The organism is Mycobacterium gordonae (assembly GCF_002101675.1).
GTDB classification, from domain to species: domain Bacteria; phylum Actinomycetota; class Actinomycetes; order Mycobacteriales; family Mycobacteriaceae; genus Mycobacterium; species Mycobacterium gordonae.
The window spans coordinates 21,713-45,378 of the sequence record NZ_LQOY01000116.1; the positions used below are offsets into that span (position 1 = coordinate 21,713).

Consider the following 23,666-nt stretch of genomic DNA (forward strand, 5'->3'; position numbering starts at 1 on the left):
TCGCGCGGCCGGGGTCGCCTCGACAGTTAGCTTAGGGAATGCTAACTTCGTGAGGCCAACCTCAGGCGGAGTTTGCCAATGACGACCTTGACTTCAGGAGACGGCGCGGGCGTGGAACGCGGTGATATCGGCATGCTGGCGGCTGCGCCCCGAGCATCCCGGACGGACGGCAGGGTAGATGGCGACGTTGTCAGTAGGTTTGCCACCTGCTGTCGCGCGCTCGGCATCTCGGTTTACGACCGGCAGCGCCCGGCGGACTTGAGCGCGGCCCGGTCCGGCTTCAGCGCGCTTACCCGCATCGCGCACGAGCAGTGCGACGCATGGACCGGCCTGGCCGCTGCTGGAGAGACCTCCAAGCACGTGCTCGAGCAGGTGTCGCGGACGTCCGCCACCGCCGGGGTATTGCAACGTCAGGTGGAGCTGGCCTCAGGAGCTCTCGGATTCCGTTACGACACAGGCCTTTATCTGCAGTTCCGGGCCACTACCCCGGACGACTTCCACCTCGCCTATGCGGCCGCGCTGGCCGCCGAGCGCCAGTTCGCGGTGGCGCATGAGATTGTCAGCCGCATCAGCGAGCGCCGTCCCAAGTTGCGGGAGGCCCGCTGGATCTCCGTGGTCATCAACTATCGCGCCGAGCGCTGGTCGGACGTGGTCAAGCTGCTGACCCCGATCGTCAACGACGCCGACCTCGACGAGGCCTTCGCGCACGCGGTGAAGATCACCCTGGGCACCGCGCTGGCCCGGCTGGGCATGTTCGCTCCGGCGTTGTCTTATCTGGAGGAGCCCGAAGGGCCCATCGCCGTCGCCGCGGTCGACGGTGCGCTGGCCAAGGCGCTGGCGCTGCGCGCGCACGTGGACGAGGAAGCGGCCAGCGAGGTCCTGCACGAGCTGTATGCGGCCAATCCGGAAAACGAAGAGATCGAGCAGGCTCTGTCGGATCCGAGCTTCGGCATGGTCACCACCACCGCGGCACGCATCGACGCGCGCATCGACCCGTGGGACGCCGAAACCGAACCCAGCGACGCCGATTTCGTCGACCCGGGCGCGCGCGAGCGCAAGGCCGCTCTGCTGGCCGAGGCCGAGGTCCAGCTCAACGACTTCATAGGTCTGGACGAGGTCAAGAACCAGGTCTCGCGGCTGAAGAGTTCCGTCGCGATGGCCGTGCTGCGCCAGCAACGCGGCCTCACCGTCGCCCAGCGCACCCACCACCTGGTGTTCGCCGGTCCGCCCGGCACGGGCAAGACCACCATCGCCCGCGTCGTCGCCAAGATCTACTGCGGACTGGGTCTGCTGAAGCGGGAGAACATTCGCGAGGTGCACCGCGCGGACCTGATCGGCCAGCACATCGGTGAGACCGAGGCCAAGACGAACGCCATCATCGACAGCGCCCTGGACGGCGTGCTGTTCCTCGACGAGGCGTACGCGCTGGTGGCCACCGGCGCCAAGAACGACTTCGGATTGGTGGCCATCGACACACTGCTGGCGCGCATGGAGAACGACCGCGACCGGCTGGTGGTCATCATCGCCGGATACCGCGCCGATCTGGACAAGTTCCTCGACACCAACGAGGGCCTGCGGTCCCGGTTCACCCGCAGCATCGACTTCCCGTCCTACCAGCCGTCCGAGCTCACCGAGATCGCGAATCTGATGGCGCAGCAACGGGACAGCGTCTTCGAGCAGGCCGCCCTCGACGACATGCAGCGGCTGTTCACGCACCTGGCCGAGACGTCCTCACCCGACAGCAACGGGATCGCCCGGCGCAACCTTGACATCGCCGGCAACGGCCGGTTCGTCCGGAATGTGGTGGAGCGCTCCGAGGAAGAGCGCGAATTCCGGCTCGACCATTCGGAGCAGGCCGGCACGGGTGAATTCACCGATGAGGAACTCATGACGATCACCGCACAAGATGTCGGTAACACAGTCGCCCCGCTGCTGCGTGGTCTCGGGCTGTCGGTGCCGGCATGAGCAGGACCGAGCACGACGGCGAACGGGACGAAGAACGCCGTTCGTTCGCTTCCCGAACCCCGGTCAACGAGAACCCTGACCAGGTCCACTACCGCCGCGGATTCGTCACCCGCCATCAGGTGACCGGATGGCGGTTCGTGATGCGCCGCATCGCCTCGGGAATTGCGTTGCACGACACCAGGATGCTGGTCGAGCCGCTGCGGACCCAGTCGCGCGCGGTGCTGATGGGTGTGCTGCTGCTGGTCACCGGACTGCTTGGCTGCTTTGTCTTTTCGCTGATCCGCCCCAACGGCCAGGTGGGCAGCAACACAGTACTGGCCGACCGGTCGACCGCCGCGCTGTACGTGCGCGTCGGCGACCAGTTGCACCCGGTGCTCAACCTCACCTCCGCCCGGCTGATCGCCGGCCAGCCGGTCAATCCGACCACGGTGAAAAGCGCTGAGCTGGACCGGTTTCCGCGTGGCAACCTGATAGGTATTCCGGGCGCTCCGGAGCGCATGGTGCAGAACACCTCTCGCGATGCCGCCTGGACGGTGTGCGACGGAGTCAGCGGGCAGCCCGGGCGCGGCGCACACAGCACGGGTGTGACCGTCATCGCCGGAGCACCCTACAGCGACGGCTCCCGCGCCGCCGCAATCAGTTCCACCCAGGTGGTCCTGGTGGATAACGGCAACAGCACCTGGCTGTTATGGGACGGCAAGCGCAGCCGGATCGAGCTGGCCGACCACGCCGTCACCAACGCGCTGGGCCTGGGTACCGACGTGCCCGCGCCGCGCCCGATCGCGGCGGGTCTGTTCAACGCCATCCCTGAGTCGCCACCGCTCGCGGCCCCCGCCATTCCCAACGCGGGCGCCCCGGCCGGCTTCGCCGTGCCCGCGCCGATCGGCGGGGTAGTGGTGTCCTATGCGGTCGAGCGCAGTGCCTCGGACACCGTCACCTACTACGCGGTGCTGCCGGACGGTCTGCAACCGATCTCACCGGTGCTGGCGGCGATCCTGCGCAACACGAATTCCTATGGGCTGCAACAACCGCCGCGGCTGGGCGCCGACGACATCGCGAAGCTGCCGGTGTCGCGGCTGCTGGAGACCGGTCGCTATCCCGCGCAGTCGGTGACGCTGGTCAATCCGGCCAGCAGCCCGATCACCTGCGCATTCTGGAGCAAGCCCGCCGGGGCCGCCACCAGCTCCCTGAGCCTGCTGGCGGGATCGGCGCTGCCGGTGCGCGAGGGCCTGCACACGGTCGAATTGGTCGGCGGCGGGGCTAAAGTCGCGCTCGCCCCCGGCACCGGATACTTCACCCAGACTGTGGGCGGGGGCGCCGCGGCGCCGGCCACCGGGTCGTTGTTCTGGGTGTCCGACACCGGGGTGCGCTACGGCATCGACAACGAGTCCGACGGCCGGTCCGAGGGTCGCAGCAAAGCGGTTGAGGCGCTTGGCCTGGCGTCGCCGCCGCTGAGCATCCCGTGGTCCATCCTGTCCTTGTTCGCACCCGGTCCGACGCTGTCGCGCGCCGATGCGCTGCTCGCGCATGACGGCCTGCCGCCCGACAGCCGGCCCGGTCACCAGGTAACCGCCGAAGGGGAGCCCCGATGAGCCGACTGATCTTCGAGGCCCGCCGGCGGCTGACACCGCCCAGCGCCCGCAAGGGCACCATCACCATCGAGGCGCCGCCGGAACTGCCCCGGGCGATTCCGCCGTCGCTGTTCCGGCGCGCGATGCCGTACCTGATCGGAATTCTGATCGTCGGCATGATCGTGGCGTTGTTCGCCACCGGCATGAAGGTGATCTCCCCGCAGACGCTGTTCTTCCCGTTCGTGCTCCTGTTGGCCGCCACCGCGCTCTACCGGGGCAACGACAACAAGATGCGCACCGAGGAAGTCGACGCCGAACGGGCTGACTACCTGCGCTACCTGTCGGTGGTGCGGGACAACATCCGGGCCCAGGCGGCAGAGCAGCGCGCGGCGGCGCAGTGGTCACACCCGGAGCCGGAGACCCTGGCCGCGGTGCCGGGCTCCCGGCGCCAGTGGGAGCGCGACCCGCACGACCCCGACTTCCTGGTGCTGCGGGCCGGCCGACACAGCGCGCCGCTGTCCACCACGTTGCGGGTCAACGACACCGCCGACGAGATCGACCTGGAACCGGTGTCGCACAGCGCATTACGAAGCCTGCTGGAGACCCAGCGCACCGTTCGCGACGTGCCGACGGGAATCGACCTGACCAAGGTCTCGCGGATCACCGTGCTGGGCGACGCCGGACAGGCGCGGGCAGCGGTGCGGGCCTGGATTGCCCAGGCGGTGACCTGGCACGACCCGACGGTGCTGGGAGTCGCGCTGGCCAGTAGTGACCTGGAGGGCGACGACTGGTCATGGCTGAAGTGGTTGCCGCACGTCGACATTCCCGGTCGCCTCGACGGCGTTGGCCCGGCGCGCTATCTGACCGACGATGCCGACGAGCTCGCTGACCTGCTCGCGCCGGCGCTTGACGACCGGCCGGCCTTCACCGGGCGGCCGGTAGACGCGTTGCGGCACTTGCTGATCGTGGTGGACGACCCCGACTACGACCTGAACGTCTCCACCCTGTCGTCGGGCCGCGCGGGTGTCACCGTCGTGTACTTCTCGGACACCGAACCGCACCGGGAGCAGTACTCGGACCCGGAAAAGCCGATCCTGCGGGTCACCGGCGGCAGCATCGACCGGTGGCAGACCGGGGGCTGGCAGCCCTACATCGACGACGCCGACGAATTCAGTGCGCACGAGGCCGCCCACCTGGCGCGCCGGCTGTCGCGCTGGGATTCCAACCCGACGCACACCGGCCTGCGCTCGGCGGCCACCCGCGGTGCCAACTTCACCACGCTGCTCGGCATTTCGGATGCGTCGCGGCTGGACGTGCCGGCGCTGTGGGCGCCGCGCAACCGGGACGACGAGTTGCGCGTCCCGATCGGCGTCACCGCCACGGGCGAACCGCTGATGTTCGACCTCAAGGACGAGGCCGAGGGCGGGATGGGTCCGCACGGCCTGATGATCGGCATGACGGGTTCGGGCAAGTCGCAGACCCTGATGTCGATTCTGTTGTCGCTGTTGACGACTCACTCCGCCGACCGGCTGATCGTCATCTACGCCGACTTCAAGGGTGAGGCGGGGGCCGACAGCTTCCGCAACTTCCCCCAGGTCGTCGCCGTGATCTCGAACATGGCCGAGAAGAAGTCGCTGGCCGACCGGTTCGCCGACACGTTGCGCGGCGAGGTGGCCCGCCGCGAGATGCTGCTGCGCGAGGCCGGCCGCAAGGTGCAGGGCAGCGCCTTCAACTCGGTCACCGAGTATGAGAACGCGATCGCAAACGGACACGATCTGGCGCCCATCCCGACGCTTTTCGTAGTAGCCGACGAGTTCACCCTGATGCTCGCCGATCACCCGGAATATGCGGAGCTGTTCGACTACGTGGCGCGCAAGGGCCGCTCGTTCCGCATCCACATCCTGTTCGCCTCCCAGACGCTGGATGTCGGGAAGATCAAGGACATCGACAAGAACACCTCCTACCGCATAGGTCTGAAGGTGGCCAGCCCCAGCGTGTCTCGTCAGATTATCGGTGTGGAGGATGCGTACCACATCGAATCGGGCAAGGAGCACAAAGGCATCGGGTTCCTGGTGCCGGCGCCGGGGGCGGCCCCCATCAAGTTCCGCTCCACCTACGTCGACGGTATCTACGAACCGCCGCAGATGGCGAAAACCATGGTGGTGCAGTCGATTCCGGAGCCAAAGTTGTTCCCCGCCGGAGCTGTGGAGCCGGATCCGGGCACCGTGGTCTCCGGTGTCGACGAGGACGAGCCCATCGGACCGCCGCGCAAGCTGATCGCGACCATCGGCGAGCAGCTGGCCGGCTACGGACCGCGGGCGCCGCAGCTGTGGCTGCCGCCGCTGGACGAGCCGATCCCGCTGACCGCGGCGCTGGCCCGAGCCGGGGTGCCGCCCCGGCAATGGCGCTGGCCGCTCGGTGAGGTCGACAAGCCGTTCGAGATGCGGCGCGACCCGCTGGTGTTCGACGCGACGAGCTCGGCCGGAAACATGGTGATTCACGGTGGGCCCAAGTCCGGGAAATCGACTGCGCTGCAGACGTTCATCCTGTCGGCCGCGAGCCTGCACTCACCGCGCGACGTCACCTTCTACTGCCTGGACTACGGCGGCGGACAGCTGCGCGCCCTGGAGGAGCTGGCGCATGTCGGCGGCGTCGCCACCGCCCTCGAACCCGAACGCATCCGCCGCACGTTCGGCGAGCTGGAGCAACTGCTGCTGGCTCGCCAGCGCCGGGAAGCGTTCCGGGACCGCCAGTCCAACGGGCACGGCAACGGCTCGGTCGCCGACGACGGCTTCGGTGAGGTGTTCCTGGTCATCGACAACCTCTACGGTTTCGGCCGCGACAACGTCGACCAGTTCAACACCCGAAACCCGTTGTTGGCCAGGGTAACCGAGCTCGTCAACGGCGGTCTTGCCTACGGCATCCACGTGGTCGTCACCACGCCGAGCTGGCTGGAGGTTCCGCTGGCGATGCGCGACGGCCTGGGCCTGCGACTCGAGCTCAAGTTGCACGACGCCCGCGACAGCAATGTGCGGGTGACGGGAGCCCTGCACCGTCCCGCCGAGGCGATCCCGCACGACCAGCCGGGGCGCGGCCTGACGATGGCGGCTCAGCACTTCCTGTTCGCGGAGCCGGAATTCGATCAGATAGCCGCGATCAACGCGCGCTACCCGGGGCAGACGGCGCCGCCGGTGCGGTTGCTGCCGACCAACCTGGCGCCACAAGCGGTCGGCGCGCTGTATCGGGGTCCGGAACAGATCGTCATCGGCCAGCGGGAAGAAGATCTGGCGGCGGTGGTGCACAACTTCGCCGAGCAGCCGCTGCTGATGGTGTTCGGGGACGGCAAGTCGGGCAAGACGACCTTGCTGCGCCACATCATTCGCACCATCCGGGAGAATTCGACCCCCGACACCGTTGCCTTCACGGTGCTCGACCGTCGCCTGCACCTGGTCGACGAGCCGCTGTTCCCGGACAACGAATACACCGCGAACATCGACCGGATCACCCCGGCGATGATCGGTCTGGCGAACATCATCGAGTCGCGGCGGCCGCCGGCCGGGCTGTCCCCGGCGGAGTTGTCGCGCTGGACCTATCAGGGCCACACCCACTACCTCATCATCGACGACGTCGACCAGGTTCCGGACTCCGCGGCGGCCAGTGGACCCTACGTCGGGCAGCGCCCCTGGACCCCGCTGATCGGCCTGCTCGGCCAGGCCAGTGATCTGGGGTTGCGGGTGATCGTCACCGGCCGCGCGTCCGGATCGGCGCACGCATTGATGACCAACCCGTTGCTGCGCCGGTTCAACGACCTGCAGGCAACCACGTTGATGTTGGCCGGCAACCCGCAGGACAGCGGCAAGATCCGGGGTCAGCGGTTCAGTCGGCTGCCGGCCGGACGCGGAGTCTTGTTGTCCGACAGCGACACCCCGACATTTGTTCAGTTGGTCAATCCGATGGTCGGTGCGGCCGCGTTATTTGGTGATACGCAACAGGAGGGAAGTCAGTCATGACGTTGCGAGTGGTTCCGGAGGGACTGGCCAGTGCCAGCGCCGCGGTCGAGGCGCTGACGGCGAGATTGGCTGCCGCGCATGCCAGCGCGGCACCGCTGATCACGGCGGTGGTTCCGCCGGCGGCCGACCCGGTGTCGCTGCAGACCGCCGCCGGCTTCAGCGCCCAGGGCCAGGAGCACGCCGCCGTCGCCGCCCAAGGTGTCGAGGAGTTGGGGCGGGCCGGTGTCGGCGTCGCCGATGCCGGCGCCAGTTACCTCGCCGGTGACGCCGCCGCCGCTGCGACCTACGGGATCGCTGGCGGCTGATGAGCTCCCCCCTGGGGCCCATGTGGGTTGCTTCGCCGCCGGAGGTGCATTCGGCGTTGCTGAGCAGTGGACCGGGTCCGGCGTCGCTGTTGGCGGCCGCCGGAGCCTGGACCGCTCTCAGTTCCGAATATGCTTCGGCGGCAGCAGAACTCGAGGGACTCCTGGGGGCGGTCGCGGCGGGCGCATGGCAGGGCCCGAGCGCCGAACAGTATGTTGCCGCACATCAGCCTTACGTGACCTGGCTGCTGCGGGCCAGCGCTGACGCCGCCGCGATGGCGGCTCGGCTCGACACCGCGGCCGCGGCTTACAGCACCGCGCTGGCCGCGATGCCGACGCTGGCCGAGCTGGCCACCAACCACCTGGTGCACGGCGTGCTGGTGGCCACCAATTTCTTTGGCGTCAACATGGTTCCGATCGCCCTCAACGAAGCGGACTACCTGCGGATGTGGCTGCAGGCGGCCGCGACCATGGCGCTGTATCAGGCGGCCGCCGGTGCGGCGCTGGCCTCGGCGCCGCGAACCGGCCCGGCGCCGGTGGTGGTGCATCCCGGAGGTGACCTGACCACCAACGCGGCCACGGCGGCCGCGACGGATCCGTGGCAGTGGCTGCTGCAGGTGCTGCAGCAGTTCTACAACGCCTACACCAGCTTCTACTCCGCGATGTTCCAAGAGATCGCGGCATTCCTGCAAGACCCGATCGGCAACACGATCAAGATCTTCGTTGCCTTCCTCACCAATCCCGAGGCGGCGATCGTCACCTACGGCCCGTTGTTGTTCGCGCTGGCCTACCAGGTGTTCTTCAACATCGTCGGCTGGCCCACCTGGACCATGATCCTGAGTTCGCCGTTCCTGCTGCCGATCGGCCTCAGCCTGGGGCTGAGCGCCATAGCGTTGCTGCCGGCCACTGCGCCGGTGCTGGTGCCGGCCGCCGCGGCGCCGTTGGCGCTGGCCGCCACCACCGCACACGCGGTGTGGCCGGTTGCGGGGATGGTGCCGGCGACGGCCGGCGTCGCGGGCGCTCCCGCCGGAGCGGGTGCTGCCGGCGCCAGCGCGGTCACACCGGCTCCGATGACCGCTACCGGGACGACGATCGCGCCCTATGTCGTTGCGGTGGGCGGGGATTGGGGTCCCAGCCTGGGGCCGACCGTGGGTGGCCGAAGCGGTGCCAAGGCGCCCGCGGCAACCATCCCGGCAGCCGGTGCGGCCGCCGTCAGCAGCGCGTCGGCCCGGGTGAAGCGACGTCGCCGCGCACAGTTGCACGACCACAGCGACGAATTCTTGGACATGGACGCCGGGTCCGGCGCCAGCCCGGAGCCCTTCCAAGCACAGGCCTCCGAACGGGGTGCCGGCCGGTTCGGGTTCGCCGGGACGGTGCCCAGCGACACGCTGTTGCAGGCGGCCGGGCTGACCGCGCTGGCCGCTGATTTCGGCGGCAGTCCGCACCTGCCCATGGTCCCGGGGACCTGGGAGCGGGGTCGAGAGGAAGGGGGAGCCGGAAGTCAGCGAGATGACTTGCCGAGCAGGGAATTCTGATTCAAATCAAGGAAAGGAAGAGCTATGAGTTTGTTGGACGCTCACATTCCGCAGTTGGTGTCCTCGCAGTCGGCGTTCGGCGCCAAGGCGGGGTTGATGCGGCACACGATCGGTCAGGCCGAGCAGGCGGCGATGGGGGCGCAGGCGTTCCATCAGGGTGAGTCGTCGGCGGCGTTCCAGGCTGCCCATGCACGCTTCGTGGAGGTCGCGGCCCGGGTGAACACCTTGCTGGACATCGCGCAGGCCAACCTGGGTGAGGCTGCCGGCACCTACGTGGCCGCCGACGCCGCGGCCGCGTCGTCCTACACCGGTTTCTGAGCCCGCCTTCGATAGAGAGGATTGATCATGTCGCAGATCATGTACAACTACCCGGCCATGCTCGCGCACGCCGGAGACATGTCGGGCTACGCGGGTACCCTGCAGGGCCTGGGCGCCGACATCTCGGCCGAGCAGGCCGCGCTGCAGAACGCCTGGCAGGGTGACACCGGGGTGACCTACCAGGCCTGGCAGGTGCAGTGGAATCAGGCCATGGAGGATCTGGTTCGCGCCTACCAGGCGATGGCCAGCACCCACGAGGCCAACACCATGTCGATGATGGCCCGGGACGCCGCCGAAGCCGCCAAGTGGGGCGGTTAGCCCCGGAGAGATGGACGCTTCGCCTAATGCCGTCGAGCTGACGGTCGATCAGGCGTGGTTCATTGCGGAAACCGCTGGGGCGGGCAGCTTTCCATGGGTGCTTGCGATCACCACCCCGTATCGCGACGCCGCGCAACGAACCGCGTTCTTCGACCGTCAGAAGGACGAGCTGACGCGGATGGGAGTGATGACGCAGGGCAGTTCAGGCGGTGTCATCAATCCTGCGATCACCGAGTGGATCAAGGTGGTGTGCTTCCCAGACCGGTGGCTCGACCTGCGTTACCTGGGTCCGGGTTCGGTGACCGACGCCGGTGACATGCTGCGCGGCATCGTCGCGCAGCGGGCCGGCGTCACCGTGGTCGCGCTGCGCAGCGCGCAACTGGTCACCTTCACCGTGATGGACATCGACGACCCACGAGCGCTGGTTCCGGTTTTGGGCGTGGGATTGATGCAACGGCCGCCGGCCCGCTTCGAGGAGTTCAGCCTGCCGACCAGGGTGGGGGCCCGGGCCGACGAGCGGCTGCGGGCCGGTGCGCCGCTCGCGGAGGTCCTCGAATACCTGGGCATTCCGACATCGGCGCGCGCGGTGGTGGAGTCGGTCTTCACTGGTCCTCGCAGCTATGTCGAGATCGTGGCCGGCTGTAACCGTGACGGCCGGCACAGCACCACCGAGGTAGGGCTCAGCATCGTCGACACCACCGCCGGCCGGGTGCTGGTCAGTCCCTCCCGGGCCTTCGACGGCGAATGGGTTTCGACATTCAGTCCCGGCACGCCCTTCGCCACCGCCGTCGCGATCGAGCGACTCACGTCCTTTTTGCCGGACGGGGACTGGTTCCCCGGCCACCGGTTATCGCGCGACTTCTCCACCCAGACAACGTCATAAGTAGCAAGCAGAAAGAGAGCACGATGTTTCAGCAACGGCCCCAGCAGCTTTGGTGGGTTCAATGACGTCCGGCACCGTCATGCCTATCGTCCGCGTCGCCATTCTCGCGGACAGCCGGCTGACGGAGATGGCATTGCCCACCGAGTTGCCGCTGCGCGAGATTCTGCCCGCCGTGCAGCGTCTGGTGGTCCCGGCGGCCGGCAACGGTGACGATGCGCAAGGTGCCCCCTACCTGAGCCTGGCGCCCATCGGTGGAGCGCCGTTCAGCCTGGACGCCAGCCTGGACACCGTCGGCGTGGTCGACGGGGATCTACTCGCCCTGCAGCCGGTGCCGACCGGTCCCGCCGCGCCGGGCATTGTCGAGGACATCGCCGACGCGGCCATGATCTTCTCCGCCTCGCGGCGGAACCCTTGGGGCGCCAAGCATATTCAGCGCGGGGCGGTGGCCGCGGTGATCGCCGTGACGTTGCTGGCCACCGGCCTGTCGGCCGCCCATCGGGTTGCCACCGGAGCCCTGATCGGCCTGGTGGCCGTCAGTGCGATCGCGGTCGTCATCGCGATCACCGGGTTGCTGAGCACCGCGCGGTCGCCACGCACCGGGGTCGCGCTGTCGATCACCGCGCTGGTCCCGATCGCCACAGCGCTGGCGCTGGCGGTGCCGGGCAGGTTCGGCGCCGCTCAGGTGCTGCTGGCCGCGGCCGGGGTCGCCGCGTGGTCGCTGATCGCCGTGATCGTGCCGAGCACCGAACGTGAGCGCGCGGTCGGCTTTTTCACCGCCTCGGCGGTGGTCGGACTGACGGTCGCGCTGGCGGCGGGGGCCGAATTGCTCTGGCGCTTACCGATATTGACCCTCGGCTGCGGACTGATCGTGGCGGCGCTGTTGATTACCATTCAGGCGGCTCAGCTTTCGGCGCTCTGGGCGCGGTTCCCGCTGCCGGTGATCCCGGCGCCCGGGGATCCCACCCCGTCCGCACCCTCGTTGCGGGTCCTCGAGGACCTGCCACGCCGGGTGCGGATCAGCGACGCCCACCAGAACGGGTTCATCGCCGCCGCGGTCCTGCTCAGCGTGGTGGGCTCGGTGGCGATCGCGCTGCGGCCCGAGACGCTGAGCGTCGCGGGCTGGTACGTGGTCGTCGCCGCCTCGCTGGCGGCCACGCTGCGGGCTCGGGTCTGGGATTCGGCTGCCTGCAAGGCGTGGCTGCTGGCCCAGCCGTTCCTGGTGGCCGGTGTGCTGTTGGTGTACTACGCCGCGACCGGGCGGTTCCTCGGTGCCTTCGTGGCGGTGGCGGTGCTGGCACTGCTCGTGCTGGCCTGGATCGTGGTTGCGCTGAATCCGTCGATTGCGTCGCCGGATAGCTACTCGCTGCCCCTGCGTCGGTTGCTGGGCTTCCTCGCGGCCGGCCTGGACGCCTCGCTGATCCCGGTGATGGCATTCCTGGTGGGCCTGTTCGCCTGGGTGCTCAATCGATGAGACGTGCCGCTGGATTGGGTTGCTGCACGGCGCTTCTGGCGCTGATGCAGGCCCCGGTGATCGCGACGGCGCCGCCGGCGCTGGCGATCAGCCCCCCGGTGGTGGACGCTGCGGCGCCACCGCCGAGCGGCACGCCAGGGCCCGTACAGGCGATGGAGCAGCGCGGCCCGTGCAGCGTCTCCGGCGTCCTACCGGGTAGCGATCCCGGGGCTCCGACACCCAGCCAGTCCCTGCTGAATCTTCCGGCGGCATGGCAGTTCTCCCGCGGCGAAGGCCAGTTGGTGGCCATCATCGACACCGGCGTGCGGCCGGGCCCGCGACTGAACAACGTCGATGCCGGCGGTGACTTCGTGGAGTCCACCGACGGACTGACCGACTGCGACGGGCACGGCACGCTGGTCGCCGGGATCGTCGCCGGCCAGCCCGGAGACGACGGCTTCTCCGGCGTGGCGCCCGCCGCACGGCTGCTGTCGCTGCGGGTGACGTCGGCCAAGTACTCGCCGCGCACTCCTGGCGGTGACCCGACGCTCGCGCGGGCGGCCGTCGACATCGAGGCGCTGGCCCGGGCCGTCGTGCACGCGGCCGATCGCGGCGCCCGGGTGATCAACATCTCCGCGATCACCTGCCTGCCCGCCGACCGCACCGTGGATCAGGCCGCGCTGGGAGCGGCGATCAGGTATGCGGCGGTGGAGAAGGACGTGGTGATCGTGGCCGCCGCGGGCAACAGCGGCCCGACCGGATCGGTCGCCGGGGGCACGTCGTGTGAGTCCAACCCGCTCACCGACCTGAGCCGCCCCAGCGACCCGCGCAACTGGGCCGGCGTCAAGTCGGTGTCGGTGCCGTCTTGGTGGCAGCCGTACGTGCTGTCCGCGGCGTCGGTCTCCTCCGACGGGCGGCCGTCGAAATTCACCATGGCCGGTCCGTGGGTGGGCATAGCGGCGCCCGGGGAGAACATCGCCTCGGTGAGCAACGGCGACGGCGGCGGCCTGGCCAACGGTCTGCCCGACGACCACCAGCAGCTGATACCGCTCAGCGGCACCAGTTACGCGGCCGGCTACGTCTCCGGCGTGGCGGCGCTGGTCCGCTCGAAGTACCCCGAGTTGCCGGCCGCCGAGGTGGTGCGCCGCCTCACCGCGACGGCGCAGAACGGTCCGCGGGACCCGTCCAACGTGGTCGGGGCCGGCATCCTCGATGCCGTCGCGGCACTGACCTGGCAGCTGCCCTCGGCCGCCGGTCAGACACCGGCACCGGCCTCGGTGAAGCCGGTGGCCGTTCCGCCGCGAGCGGCACCAGAGAGCACCACACCGCGCAACGTCGCACTGGCCGGAGCCGGTGTGCTGACCTTGCTCGTCATCATCACCGCAGCGACGGTGGCGGTAATTCGCCGCCGGAAGGAGCCCACCCCGTGAGTCACGCGATTCCCACACCCGGGGCCGCCAGGATCACTCTGGCACTACTGGCCGTGGTGCCGGCCGCGATGGCCTACCCTTGGCAGTCCACCCGTGATTACTGGTTGCTCGGCATCGCCGCCGTGGCGGTGATCCTGCTGTTCGGGTGGTGGCGCGGTCTGCACTTCACCACGATCCTGCGCCGGCGACTGGCGATCATCCGCCGCGGCGGAAGGCCGTTGCCCGAGCCGGAGGTGAACACCCGCACCACCGCGCTGCTGCGGCTGGGGTCCACCCCGTCGGACACTGACACGTTGCCGTTGCCACTGATCGCCGGGTACTCCAACCGCTACGGCGTCCGCGCCGACAGCATCCGAATCACCAGTCGCCACAACGCGTCCGGTGCCACCGAAACGTGGATCGGGCTGACGTTCTCGGCCGTCGACAACCTGGCCGCGTTGCAGGCACGCTCGGCGCGGATCCCGCTGCACGAGACCGCCGAGGTCGCCGCCCGACGGCTCGCCGATCACCTGCGGGAGCTCGGCTTCGACGCCAACACCGTTGCCGCCGAGGATGTTCCGGAGGTGCTGGCGTTCGAGTCCGACAAGACCGCGCGGGAAACGTGGCGCGCGGTGCAGCAGGGCGGCTCCGATTACGTTGCCGCATACCGCATCGCGCCGGGATCGGGGTTGCCGGAAACGCTCGCCGCGGTGCGGGCTTTGCAGGCGCGGGAGGTCTGGACGGCGCTCGAGATCGCGGACTCCGGAGCGCACCGCACGGTTGCGGCAGCGTGCGCGCTGCGCACCGATGCCGCGCCGAATGGCGCCGCGCCGGTAGCCGGCCTGACCTTGGAGCGGGGCAACCAGCGGCCGGCGCTGCAGGCGCTGGACCCGCTGTCCACCCGCCGGCTCGACGGGCACACCCAAGCGCCCGCCGACCTGCTGGAGCGGTTGGACTGGCCTGCCACCACCCAAGGCCCCGTCGAAGCTCTCAGTCGTACATGAACTGACGCAGGAACGGAGTCATCCGGCGTAGGTAGTCCAGCTGGCTCACGTGCAGCACGTGGCTACCGGGGAACCAGTGCAGTGCACACCGGTCCCAGTGCTTCCACAGCGCCACGGCGTGCTCCGGTGGGGCCATCCGGTCGCCCAGTCCGGTGATGATCATCCGGCGGTCCTTGGACAGCAGCGGCCGGTAATTCAGTGGGCCGTGGTAAGCCAGTCCGGCCTGTAGCTCTTCGTCGTCGATGCTGGTCAGCCAACGGCCGAACTTGATGAAGGTGCTCGCCGGGAACCATTCGTCGAACAGGTCGCCCGGTGTGATGACCGGACAGTTGGGGATGACCGCCTCCAGCCGGTCGTCGACCGAGGCGATCAGCGCCGAGGTGTAACCGCCCAGCGAAAGCCCGGTCAGCGCAATCCGATCCACACCGGTGCTGTGCAGATAGTCCACCACGGACCGGAAGTCGTGCACAGCCTGGGCCATCGCCTCGGCGAAACCGCTCAACCCGCTGGCGAAGTATCCGAAGCCGCTGAACGGCGAATGCTTTTCGGCTCGTTTGCCATGAAACGGCAACGTGTACAACAGAACGTCGTAGCCCGAGCGGAAATACCACGGCAGGGAGAAGAACAGGCCGTTCAACAAGTACGAGGACCCCATGAAGCCATGGATCACGCACAATGTGGGCCGCGGCCCGTCGTCATGGCGCCAATGCTGGGCCCGCACCACATTGTTGGCGGACAGCGCACTCCAGCGCTTGCGCATGGCCGGGTTTATCGCCCGGAAGCTGCTGGGGAAAGCGATGTTGTCGATGGTGGCCAGGGCAACTCGCTGCGCGAGCGGACTGGCGTGGCGGGTCACGTTTCTCGGCGGTTCCAACGGAGCCGGGAAGGACAGGCGCGGATCACGCTGGGCGCCGAGTTCGGCATAGAATTTCAGCTTGTCGCGTTCACTGCCCGAATCGCCGCGGCGCAGATTGCCAGCGACGACCACCGGTGCCACCGTGGTGGCCAGCAGGGCCGAGGCCGTAGTCCGCAGCGCGACATCGCTGATCGCCGAGGCTTCCACCACCAGTCGCTGCCGGGGCGACAGGGTGGAGCGGGCGGGCAGTCCCTCGACGCCGACATCGCCGCCGGGTACGTCGGGAATGGGTAACGGGGGACTGATCGGATCAGTGTCACCAACCAGGTCCGAAATCTCAGACATCAAGCCGATCGTAACTCGCTGATTGTGCCGAATGCCGGACGTTTCGACCGGATCGTCAATATTTTCTACCCCCGTGGGCGCGCGTTCTGAGAGAGTCCGGTAATACGGTTTGTTGGTGACACCCGACGGACCGGACCCGGCAGGTGTCGATCAGGAGGACCGAGATGTGGGATCCCGACGTATACCTGGCCTTTGCGGACCATCGCAGCCGCCCGTTCTACGACCTGTTGTCGCGGGTGGGTGCCGACCGGGCGCGCCGCGTGGTCGACCTCGGTTGCGGCCCGGGCCACCTGACGCGGTACCTGGCCAAGCGCTGGCCGCAGGCGGTGATCGAGGCCATCGACAGCTCACCGGAGATGGTGGCGGCGGCGCGCGAACGCGGAATCGACGCCGTGACCGGAGACCTCCGTCATTGGAAGCCCCAGCCGGACACCGACGTGGTGGTCAGCAACGCGGCATTGCATTGGGTGCCCGAGCATTCCGATCTGCTGCTCAAGTGGGTTGGCCAGCTGCCCAGCGGATCATGGATCGCCGTTCAGATTCCCGGTAACTTCGACACCCCGTCGCACGCCGCCGTGCGCGCCCTGGCGCGTCGGGAGCCTTACGCAAAGATCATGCGCGACATACCGTTTCGGGTGGGGGCGGTGGTGCATCCGCCGGCGCATTACGCGGATCTGCTGATGGACGCCGGCTGCCGCGTCGACGCCTGGGAGACCACCTATCTGCATCAGCTGACCGGTGAGCACCCCGTGCTGCAATGGATCACCGGCACCGCGCTGGTGCCGGTGCGCGAGCGCCTCGACGACGACGGCTTCGACCAGTTCCGTCAGGAGTTGATCCCGCTGCTGGACGACGCCTACCCGCCGCGGGCCGACGGCACGACGATCTTCCCCTTCCGCCGGCTGTTCATCGTGGCGCAGGTCGACGGGCGCCGCTTATCCGGTTGATCCGGGCTCGACCACTTCTTCGATACCCCGGTCCACCGCGATCGCCGAGCGACTGGTCGGCGTCGCGCGGTGGATCCGCAGATACGTCTCGGTGTAGCGCACCGAGATACGGGTGCCGGCGAACTCCGACGGGATGACGTCGCCGGTGCGCTGACGCCAATCGTGCAGTCGCACCGCAAGATCGGCCGCGACGGCATCGGACTCCGCGGTGGCCGCCGGGATGGTCAGCAGATTGGTGGTCTCGGTGGGGTCTTTACGCAGATCGTAGAGTTCCCGCTGAGGCCGGGGCGCCTTGACGAAAGGCGCGACAGCCATTCCCGACGGGCTCTCCTCGATGTCCCAGGGCAGGTCCAGCAGCGGCCGGGGCACGTAATTCTCGATGTAGCTGTAGTCCTTGGTGCGGATGGCCCGGATGGGGTCGAACGAGTCGTGGTAGGTCTTCGTGGTGTAGACGTGGTCGCGCACCGGGGCGATCGCCTCCGGCGCGAACAGCGCATCGGCGTGCGAGACGCCCTCGATGTCGGCGGGCACTTCGATGCCCAGCAGACTCAGCAGCGTGGGCAACAGGTCGACGCCGCTGAACAGCTCGTCGTATACCCGCGGCGCCGCGCCCAGGCTGGTCGGCGGCCGGATCATCAGAGCGATGCCGGTTCCCGCGTCGTACAGCGTGGACTTCGCCCGCGGGAAGGCCGGGCCGTGGTCGGTGAAGAACACCACCCAGGTGCTGGCGTCCAGACCGGTCTGCGCCAGCGTGTCCAGTATCTCGCCCACCGCGGCGTCCGCGGTGGTGATGGACCCGTAGAAGTCGGCGAGGTCACCGCGCACCTCGGGTGTGTCGGGCAGGTAGTCAGGCAGCTCGACGGTCGAACTGTCGGCCGGTTCGTAACGGTCGTGGGGGTAGGGCCGGTGGGTCTCGAAGAACCCGGCCGTCAGCAGGAATGGCTGACCGGACAGGTTTTCCGTGCTGTCCTGCAGCCACTCTTTGACCCTCTCCACCACGTACTCGCAGTACGAATTCGACACGTCGAACTCGTCGAAACCGAGCCGCTTGGGATACGACGTCTCGTGCTGCATGCCGAAAAGGGCGGTATACCAGCCCGATTCCGACAGCAGTTGAGGCAGCGTGCGCACATCGGTGCGGTATTCCCAACCGTGGTGGGCCAATCCGAGCAGGCCGTTGCTCTGCGGGTAGCGCCCGGTGAACAGCGAGCCGCGCGAGGGCGAGCACAGCGGAGCGGTGGCATGAGCCCGGGTGAACAGGATGCTTTCGGCGGCGAGGCGGTCCAGCCGTGGGCTCGACACGTCCGGGTGGCCGTAGATACCGAGGTAACGCCCCAGGTCGTGCCAGTGCACCAGCACGACATTCTGCGCGGTTGCTCCCGAGTCACCGGCCACCGTCAGTCACACCATCCTTTCGTTTCCAGGAGTCTGCCATTGATTCTCCGAGACGAACTCCGGCAACGGCCGCGCCGAAGTCCAGCCGTCCAGTTCCAGCGCGGGCCGGTCCGGGAACTCCGGGACCGGCCCGACACACAGAATCGCCACCGGTTCGGCGCCGTCGGGCATCCCCAGCAACTCCGCCAATCCCTGCGGATCGAACAGCGACACCCAGCCCACGCCCAGGCCCTCGCAGCGCGCCGCCAACCACAGGTTCTGGATCGCGCACGACACCGACGCCAGATCCATCTGCGGCAGCGTGCGCCGACCGAAGATGTGCGCCTCCCGGTCGTCGCACAACGCCACGACCAACAACTCTGCGCACTCGAGAATGCCCTCGACTTTCAGCGCCAGGAATTCGGCCTCCCGCGGCCCCAGCGCCGCCCCCGTGAGCTCGCGTTCGGCGTCGACGAGGGCGTGAATGCGGTGTCGAAGGTCCTGGTCGGTGACGCGGATGAAGCGCCACGGCTGCATCAGTCCCACGCTGGGCGCGGCGTGCGCGGCCTGCAGCAGGCGAGCCAGGACCTCCTCGGGCACCTGCTCGCCCGGGGAGAAGCGGCGCATGTCCCGCCGCTCGGCGATCACGCGGTACACCGCGCGACGCTCGGCCGCGGTGTACGCGTACTCGGTCATCCGGTCATCGTAGAAACGCGGCCGTCACGGGCTGTAGGTGACGCCCACCGCCCGGAAAACGTACTCCGGCGGCACGTCGAACGACACTGATCGCCGCGGCAGGAGCGCCAGCACATCCTCGTCGATGGTGTCCTTGAAATGCAGCGAGAGATGGCCGTGGAACCGCTCGTCGACCGCTTCGGTGTCCAGGTCGACTTGCAATCCCGTCGCGGAAATCTCCGCGGTCGCGGCACCGCCGGTCGCCTCGTCCCAGCGCACGTCCACAACCCGACCGGCCAGCTTGGGCACCACCGACAGCGTCGCGAGCACCCGCTGCTCGGTGAGCGCCAGCGAACCCACATAGCTGGCGACGCTGCCCTGGGACCGCAGGCCGGGGATGGACCCGCTGAACCGTCTGGTGACGGCGACGAATTCGGCGAGATGGATCAAGCCTTCGGACTCCACCTGGGCATGCAGGTCCGCGGGCAGCTTACCGACGCCGAACAATCTCCGGAGAATCACGGGCATGACGCCAGTATGAGGTGGTTTGGCGTTCGGTGCATCGAGGCTGTATCGATGTAGCCGATGAGCAGCCCCCGAATCGCGTCCCGACTTTCGTGGTCTGCCTGGCTGGTCGCGGCGGCGGTGGCGCTCTACGCCATGCTCTGGGTGGGGCACCGCGAGCAGTGGGGCTGGCTGCACGCCTTCGACTGGGCGCTGCTGAACCCTGCGCACGACATCGGCATCAAGCACGCCGGGTGGGTTCGGCTGTGGGTGGTGGTGTCGTTCGTGCTGGGCCCGATTCCGCTGCGGCTGTTGACCCTGGCGGTGATGGTGTTCGCGCTGGCGCGCCGGCGGGTGCGGATGGGGCTGCTGCTGATGGCGTGCGGGCCGCTGAACGGGTTCGTCACGCTGGTGGCCAAGAATCTGGCCGGTCGCCCGCGACCGAGTACCGCCCTGGTGTCTGCGACCGAGACGTCGTTTCCCTCCGGGCACGCACTCGAAGCGATGTGCAGTCTGCTTGCGCTGCTGGCTTTTTGGCTACCGATGATCACCAGTCGGCAGGCGCGGGCCGTCGCAATGGCGATGTCCGGGCTGGGCGTCTTCACGGTCGGCGTGGCCCGGGTGGCGCTCAATGTGCACCACCCCTCTGACGTGATTGCCGGCTGGGTGCTGGGCTACGTGTATTTCATGGTGTGCCTGTGGGTGTTTCGGCCCGGGTCACCGCCCCGTGACACAACCGGTTCTTAAGCTTTACTTGACCCTCAGTTGCGGCGGGTCTGACCATTGAACAATGCGCCGACTGCTAGCTCAGCTTTGTGCTGCCGTGTGCGCCTTCACTGTGCTTTGCACCGGGGCAGGACTGTTCGCCGGAATCGCCGGTGCCGCCGGCAACCCCTGGTTCGCGAACTCCGTCGGCAATGCCACACAGGTGGTTTCGGTGGTCTCCACCGGCGGATCGAACGCGAAGATGGACATCTATCAGCGCACCGCGGCGGGCTGGCAGCCGCTGAAGACTTCAATTCCGACCCACGTCGGTTCGGCGGGGATGGCGCCGCAGGCCAAGAGCGGCTACCCGGCCACGCCGATGGGCGTCTACAGCTTGGACTCGGCGTTCGGCACCGCGCCCAACCCCGGTGGGGGACTGCCCTACACGCAGGTGGGGCCCAATCACTGGTGGAGCGGCGATGACCACAGCCCCACCTTCAACAGCATGCAGGTGTGCCAGAAAGCCCAGTGCCCCTTCAATACCGCTGACAGCGAGAATCTGCAGATCCCGCAGTACAAGCACGCGGTGGTGATGGGCGTCAACAAGAACAAGGTGCCCGGCGGCGGCGCCGCGTTCTTCTTTCACACCACCGACGGCGGACCCACCGAGGGCTGCGTCGCCATCGACGACGCCACGCTGGTGTCGATCATCAAGTGGCTGCGGCCCGGCGCCGTCATCGCGATCGCCAAGTAATCGCTAAGTAGGCGTTCGCTATTCGCTCACGTCGGCACGGGCCCGGCCGGGCTTGACGTTGAATTTCAGGTCCGCCACCGACATGGTCGCCTCGTAGGTGCGGTCGTAGCCGGTGGCACTGATCCGCCACCCGCTGGGGGTGCGCCGGTACTGGTCGCGGTAGAACGCGGCACCGATCAGCATGAAGTTGTACTCCGCAACGATGACCCGGTCCTGCAGGTACCAGATGCCCGAAGCGGTGTCACCGCTGACGGTGATCTCCGGATGCGTTACGCGGTGCTCGGTGACCACACCCGGCCCCATCGCTGAGCTCAGGTACTCCACTAGGTCCTTGCGATTATCGAAGTGCAATTCCTTGCCCAGCGACGAGCCGTAGGCGCCGACGATGTCCTCGGTCATCGTCTCGGCGAAGTCGTCCCAGTGCTTGGTGTCCATCGCGCGCAGATAGCGGTATTTGACTTGCTTGATCGCTTCGATATCGGCGATCGGGTATTCGGAGAGGCTCACCGGCTCATTGCAGCACATCGGGCCGGCCGCGGCGCGGGAGGGCCGGGGCGGCTCCGGCGGAACGGCGGTTGTCAAGAGTGCCCGACGTACCGTTTCGGTGACGACACGGCATCGACCGTATACCAATGACGTTGGGGCCGAACCATATTCGAGGGTCCCGCGGCTAAGGTTAACGCTGGCTACCGACCCCCTATCGACGAAAGCATGGCTATATGTACGACCCGCTGGGGTTGTCGATCGGGACCATGAACCTGGTTGCGGCGGTGAACGGAAGTTCTCCGGTCACCCGTCGCGCTGTGCTCACCCTGTATCCGCACTGCGCCCCGAAACTTGGTGTGTTCGGCGAGAATTCGGCCGATCCCGGCACTTTGATGAGTGCGTTCGTGGAACGCATCGGCGATTCCGTGGCGCTGATCTCCCCGGACGGATCAGCGCATGACCCCGACCTGCTGACGGTCGAGGCGCTCGACGCGATGGTGGTTGCCGTCGGTGCCGACGCGAGTTCCGCCGAGATCACGATCGCCGTTCCGGCGCACTGGAAACCGGCTACCGTGCAGGCTTTGCGCAACGCCCTGCGCACGCACGTCGGATTCGTCCGAAGCGGCATGGCGCCGTGCCTGGTTCCGGACGCGATCGCCGCGCTGACTGCGGTGAACGCCGAAGTCGGGGTGCCCACCGGAGGCGTGGTCGGTCTGCTCGACTTCGGCGGCTCCGGCACCTACGTCACTCTGCTCGAGACCAAGGACGAATTCGAACCCGTCAGCGCCACAATGCGTTACGACGATTTCTCGGGCAACCAGATCGACCAGGCGGTGCTGCTGCACGTCATCGAGGAGCTCGGTCACTCCGACGTCGACCCGGCCGGCCCCGCCGTCCTCGGCCAGCTCGGCAGGCTCTCCGAGCAGTGCCGGGAGGCCAAGGAGCGGCTGTCCACCGACGCCGTCACCGAACTGGCGGCCGAGCTCAACGGCGCCAGTGCCAGCATCGAGCTCACCCGGGAGAAGTTCGAGGATCTGATCGCCGACCGGCTGACCGGACTCATCTACGCCTTCGACGACATGCTCGCACGCAACAACTCAAGCTTCGCCGACCTGGCAGCGGTGGTGACGGTCGGCGGCGGGGCCAATATTCCGCTTGTCCGTCAACGTCTTTCGTTCCACACTCGACTGCCGGTGCTGGCTGCGTCGGATCCGGTGAGCGCCGCGGCCAAGGGCGCCCTGCTGATGGCGACCCGCCGTGATCTGATGGATCTGCGGACCCGAACCTCCATCGGATTGCTGGCCGGCGTTTCCCAGGCGGCCGGCGCCGCGGGCAGCGGCGTCATCGACCTGCCGGCCGGCGACGTGATGGTGATCGACCAGGATGCGCTGACCGATCGGGAGCTGGCCTGGTCGCAGACCGAATTCCCCGAGGTGCCGACCCGCTTTCAGGGCGATTCCTACAACGAAGACGGTCCCTGCTTCTCGATGCGGCTCAACATCATCGACCCGCCCAAGGCTCCGCGGCGCCGCATCCGGCTCTCGCAGCTGCTGATCGGCCTGTGTGCCGCGGTGGCGATGACCGCGGTCGGCGGGGTGGCGATCACGTTGACCGCCGTGGAACAACGGCACACCCACCGTCCGGCCCCCGTACTGCCCAGCGTCGCGCCGCCGCCGGTATCGCCCAACGCCAAGTTGCCCAGCCCGATTCCGACGAGTCCGGCAGCGCCCAGCCCGCTGCCACCGCCGCCCCCGCCCAGCGAGGCGATGGCTCCCAGTGCGGCGGCTCCCACCAGCGTCGAGACGCCCCCTCCTGCGCCACCGCCACCGCCGTCGCCGTCTGCGGCGCTGACGACGACCAGGCCGGCCCCGGCCACGACGACGCAGCCCCCGGCCGCCACTACAACGCCGCTCACCTCTGCTCCGCCGTCCACCACCGAAGCGCCCAGCGCGGCGGAGGCGCCCAGTGCGGCAGAGGTGCCGGAAACGTCCGAGCCGCCGCCGGTGAAGATGACGACGCAATGGCTGCATGTGCCGCTGCTCCCGCTGCCGATCCCGATCCAGGTTCCGGCCAACCAGGTCCCAGCCAACCAGGCCCCCAACCAGGTGCCGCAGAACGCCAACCCGCAGAACCCCTTCTCCTCGCCCGGAGGTCCCTGACCGGCGATTCACATTTGAGCTTCCTAGGAATTGGCCCCTACCTCGATGTGCGCGAGTAGGGTTTGAGCTGGCAAACTGCATACAGGCCAGCTCAAT

Annotated in this window: 20 protein-coding genes; 15 read left to right on the forward strand and 5 right to left on the reverse strand. The window is 68.2% G+C overall.

What is annotated here, in order from left to right; genetic code table 11:
- Positions 1-111: 111 nt before the first annotated feature.
- From eccA to eccE, 11 genes are all read left to right on the forward strand, one after another.
- A complete protein-coding gene (eccA, locus tag AWC08_RS18440; RefSeq protein WP_065135693.1) occupies positions 112-1,965 on the forward strand; it encodes a type VII secretion AAA-ATPase EccA in 1,854 nt (617 codons plus the stop codon).
- Positions 1,962-3,557: a type VII secretion protein EccB gene (eccB, locus tag AWC08_RS18445; protein ID WP_069435416.1), complete on the forward strand. Its 1,596-nt coding sequence runs from the start codon at positions 1,962-1,964 to the stop codon at positions 3,555-3,557. Before eccA ends, eccB begins: the two co-directional genes overlap by 4 nt.
- A complete protein-coding gene (gene eccCa, locus AWC08_RS18450; RefSeq protein ID WP_065135695.1) occupies positions 3,554-7,546 on the forward strand; it encodes a type VII secretion protein EccCa in 3,993 nt (1,330 codons plus the stop codon). The genes eccB and eccCa overlap by 4 nt, the downstream gene beginning before the upstream one ends.
- On the forward strand, positions 7,543-7,851 hold the full coding sequence (locus AWC08_RS18455) for a PE family protein (protein ID WP_065135696.1): 309 nt from the start codon (positions 7,543-7,545) through the stop codon (positions 7,849-7,851). The genes eccCa and AWC08_RS18455 overlap by 4 nt, the downstream gene beginning before the upstream one ends.
- Entirely contained in the window at positions 7,851-9,383 is a 1,533-nt protein-coding gene (locus tag AWC08_RS18460; RefSeq protein ID WP_065136222.1) for a PPE family protein, read from the forward strand. Before AWC08_RS18455 ends, AWC08_RS18460 begins: the two co-directional genes overlap by 1 nt.
- 24 nt (positions 9,384-9,407) lie before the next feature.
- The gene (gene esxG, locus AWC08_RS18465) at positions 9,408-9,701 is read left to right on the forward strand and encodes a type VII secretion system protein EsxG (protein WP_065136223.1); all 294 of its coding nucleotides are present in this window, start codon (positions 9,408-9,410) and stop codon (positions 9,699-9,701) included.
- Positions 9,702-9,728: 27 nt separating this feature from the next.
- Positions 9,729-10,019, forward strand: a complete 291-nt coding sequence (locus AWC08_RS18470; RefSeq protein ID WP_055580201.1) for a WXG100 family type VII secretion target — start codon at positions 9,729-9,731, stop codon at positions 10,017-10,019.
- 10 nt (positions 10,020-10,029) lie between these two features.
- Complete coding sequence (locus tag AWC08_RS18475) at positions 10,030-10,902, forward strand: ESX secretion-associated protein EspG (protein WP_065136224.1); 873 nt, start codon at positions 10,030-10,032, stop codon at positions 10,900-10,902.
- A gap of 61 nt (positions 10,903-10,963) precedes the next feature.
- Positions 10,964-12,373, forward strand: coding sequence for a type VII secretion integral membrane protein EccD (eccD, locus tag AWC08_RS18480; protein WP_065136225.1), 1,410 nt, complete (start codon positions 10,964-10,966; stop codon positions 12,371-12,373).
- Positions 12,374-12,417: 44 nt separating this feature from the next.
- On the forward strand, positions 12,418-13,782 hold the full coding sequence (gene mycP, locus AWC08_RS18485) for a type VII secretion-associated serine protease mycosin (RefSeq protein WP_232008018.1): 1,365 nt from the start codon (positions 12,418-12,420) through the stop codon (positions 13,780-13,782).
- Positions 13,779-14,765: a type VII secretion protein EccE gene (gene eccE / locus AWC08_RS18490; protein WP_065136227.1), complete on the forward strand. Its 987-nt coding sequence runs from the start codon at positions 13,779-13,781 to the stop codon at positions 14,763-14,765. Before mycP ends, eccE begins: the two co-directional genes overlap by 4 nt.
- Here the strand turns inward: eccE and AWC08_RS18495 are convergent.
- A complete protein-coding gene (locus AWC08_RS18495; protein ID WP_065136228.1) occupies positions 14,752-15,966 on the reverse strand; it encodes an alpha/beta hydrolase family protein in 1,215 nt (404 codons plus the stop codon). The two genes, eccE and AWC08_RS18495, sit on opposite strands and share 14 nt — an antisense overlap.
- Positions 15,967-16,130: 164 nt before the next feature.
- On the opposite strand from AWC08_RS18495, the gene AWC08_RS18500 reads away from it, so the two are divergent.
- Positions 16,131-16,913, forward strand: a complete 783-nt coding sequence (locus AWC08_RS18500; RefSeq protein ID WP_065136229.1) for a trans-aconitate 2-methyltransferase — start codon at positions 16,131-16,133, stop codon at positions 16,911-16,913.
- Here the strand turns inward: AWC08_RS18500 and AWC08_RS18505 are convergent.
- Genes AWC08_RS18505 through AWC08_RS18515 form a run of 3 tightly spaced genes read right to left on the reverse strand, consistent with a single transcriptional unit; the run spans position 16,902 to position 19,490 of the window.
- Positions 16,902-18,308 (reverse strand): sulfatase family protein, encoded by a 1,407-nt coding sequence (locus tag AWC08_RS18505; RefSeq protein WP_065136230.1) that lies wholly within the window; start codon positions 18,306-18,308, stop codon positions 16,902-16,904. The genes AWC08_RS18500 and AWC08_RS18505 overlap by 12 nt on opposite strands.
- Positions 18,309-18,314: 6 nt before the next feature.
- Positions 18,315-18,983 carry a 5,6-dimethylbenzimidazole synthase gene (bluB, locus tag AWC08_RS18510; protein ID WP_065136231.1) on the reverse strand — a complete coding sequence of 223 codons (669 nt, stop codon included), beginning with the start codon at positions 18,981-18,983 and terminating at the stop codon, positions 18,315-18,317.
- 24 nt (positions 18,984-19,007) lie between these two features.
- Entirely contained in the window at positions 19,008-19,490 is a 483-nt protein-coding gene (locus tag AWC08_RS18515) for a hypothetical protein (RefSeq protein WP_065136232.1), read from the reverse strand.
- A gap of 57 nt (positions 19,491-19,547) precedes the next feature.
- Here AWC08_RS18515 and AWC08_RS18520 point away from each other — a divergent pair, with 57 nt between their 5' ends.
- Both AWC08_RS18520 and AWC08_RS18525 read left to right on the forward strand, forming a co-directional pair.
- On the forward strand, positions 19,548-20,213 hold the full coding sequence (locus tag AWC08_RS18520; RefSeq protein WP_065136233.1) for a phosphatase PAP2 family protein: 666 nt from the start codon (positions 19,548-19,550) through the stop codon (positions 20,211-20,213).
- Positions 20,214-20,256: 43 nt separating this feature from the next.
- Positions 20,257-20,925, forward strand: a complete 669-nt coding sequence (locus AWC08_RS18525) for a L,D-transpeptidase family protein (RefSeq protein ID WP_065136234.1) — start codon at positions 20,257-20,259, stop codon at positions 20,923-20,925.
- Between the two features lie 18 nt (positions 20,926-20,943).
- Here AWC08_RS18525 and AWC08_RS18530 read toward each other — a convergent pair whose 3' ends face one another.
- Positions 20,944-21,450, reverse strand: a complete 507-nt coding sequence (locus AWC08_RS18530; RefSeq protein ID WP_065136235.1) for a nuclear transport factor 2 family protein — start codon at positions 21,448-21,450, stop codon at positions 20,944-20,946.
- A gap of 194 nt (positions 21,451-21,644) precedes the next feature.
- Here AWC08_RS18530 and AWC08_RS18535 point away from each other — a divergent pair, with 194 nt between their 5' ends.
- A complete protein-coding gene (locus AWC08_RS18535) occupies positions 21,645-23,570 on the forward strand; it encodes an Hsp70 family protein (protein WP_065136236.1) in 1,926 nt (641 codons plus the stop codon).
- Positions 23,571-23,666: the final 96 nt, after the last annotated feature.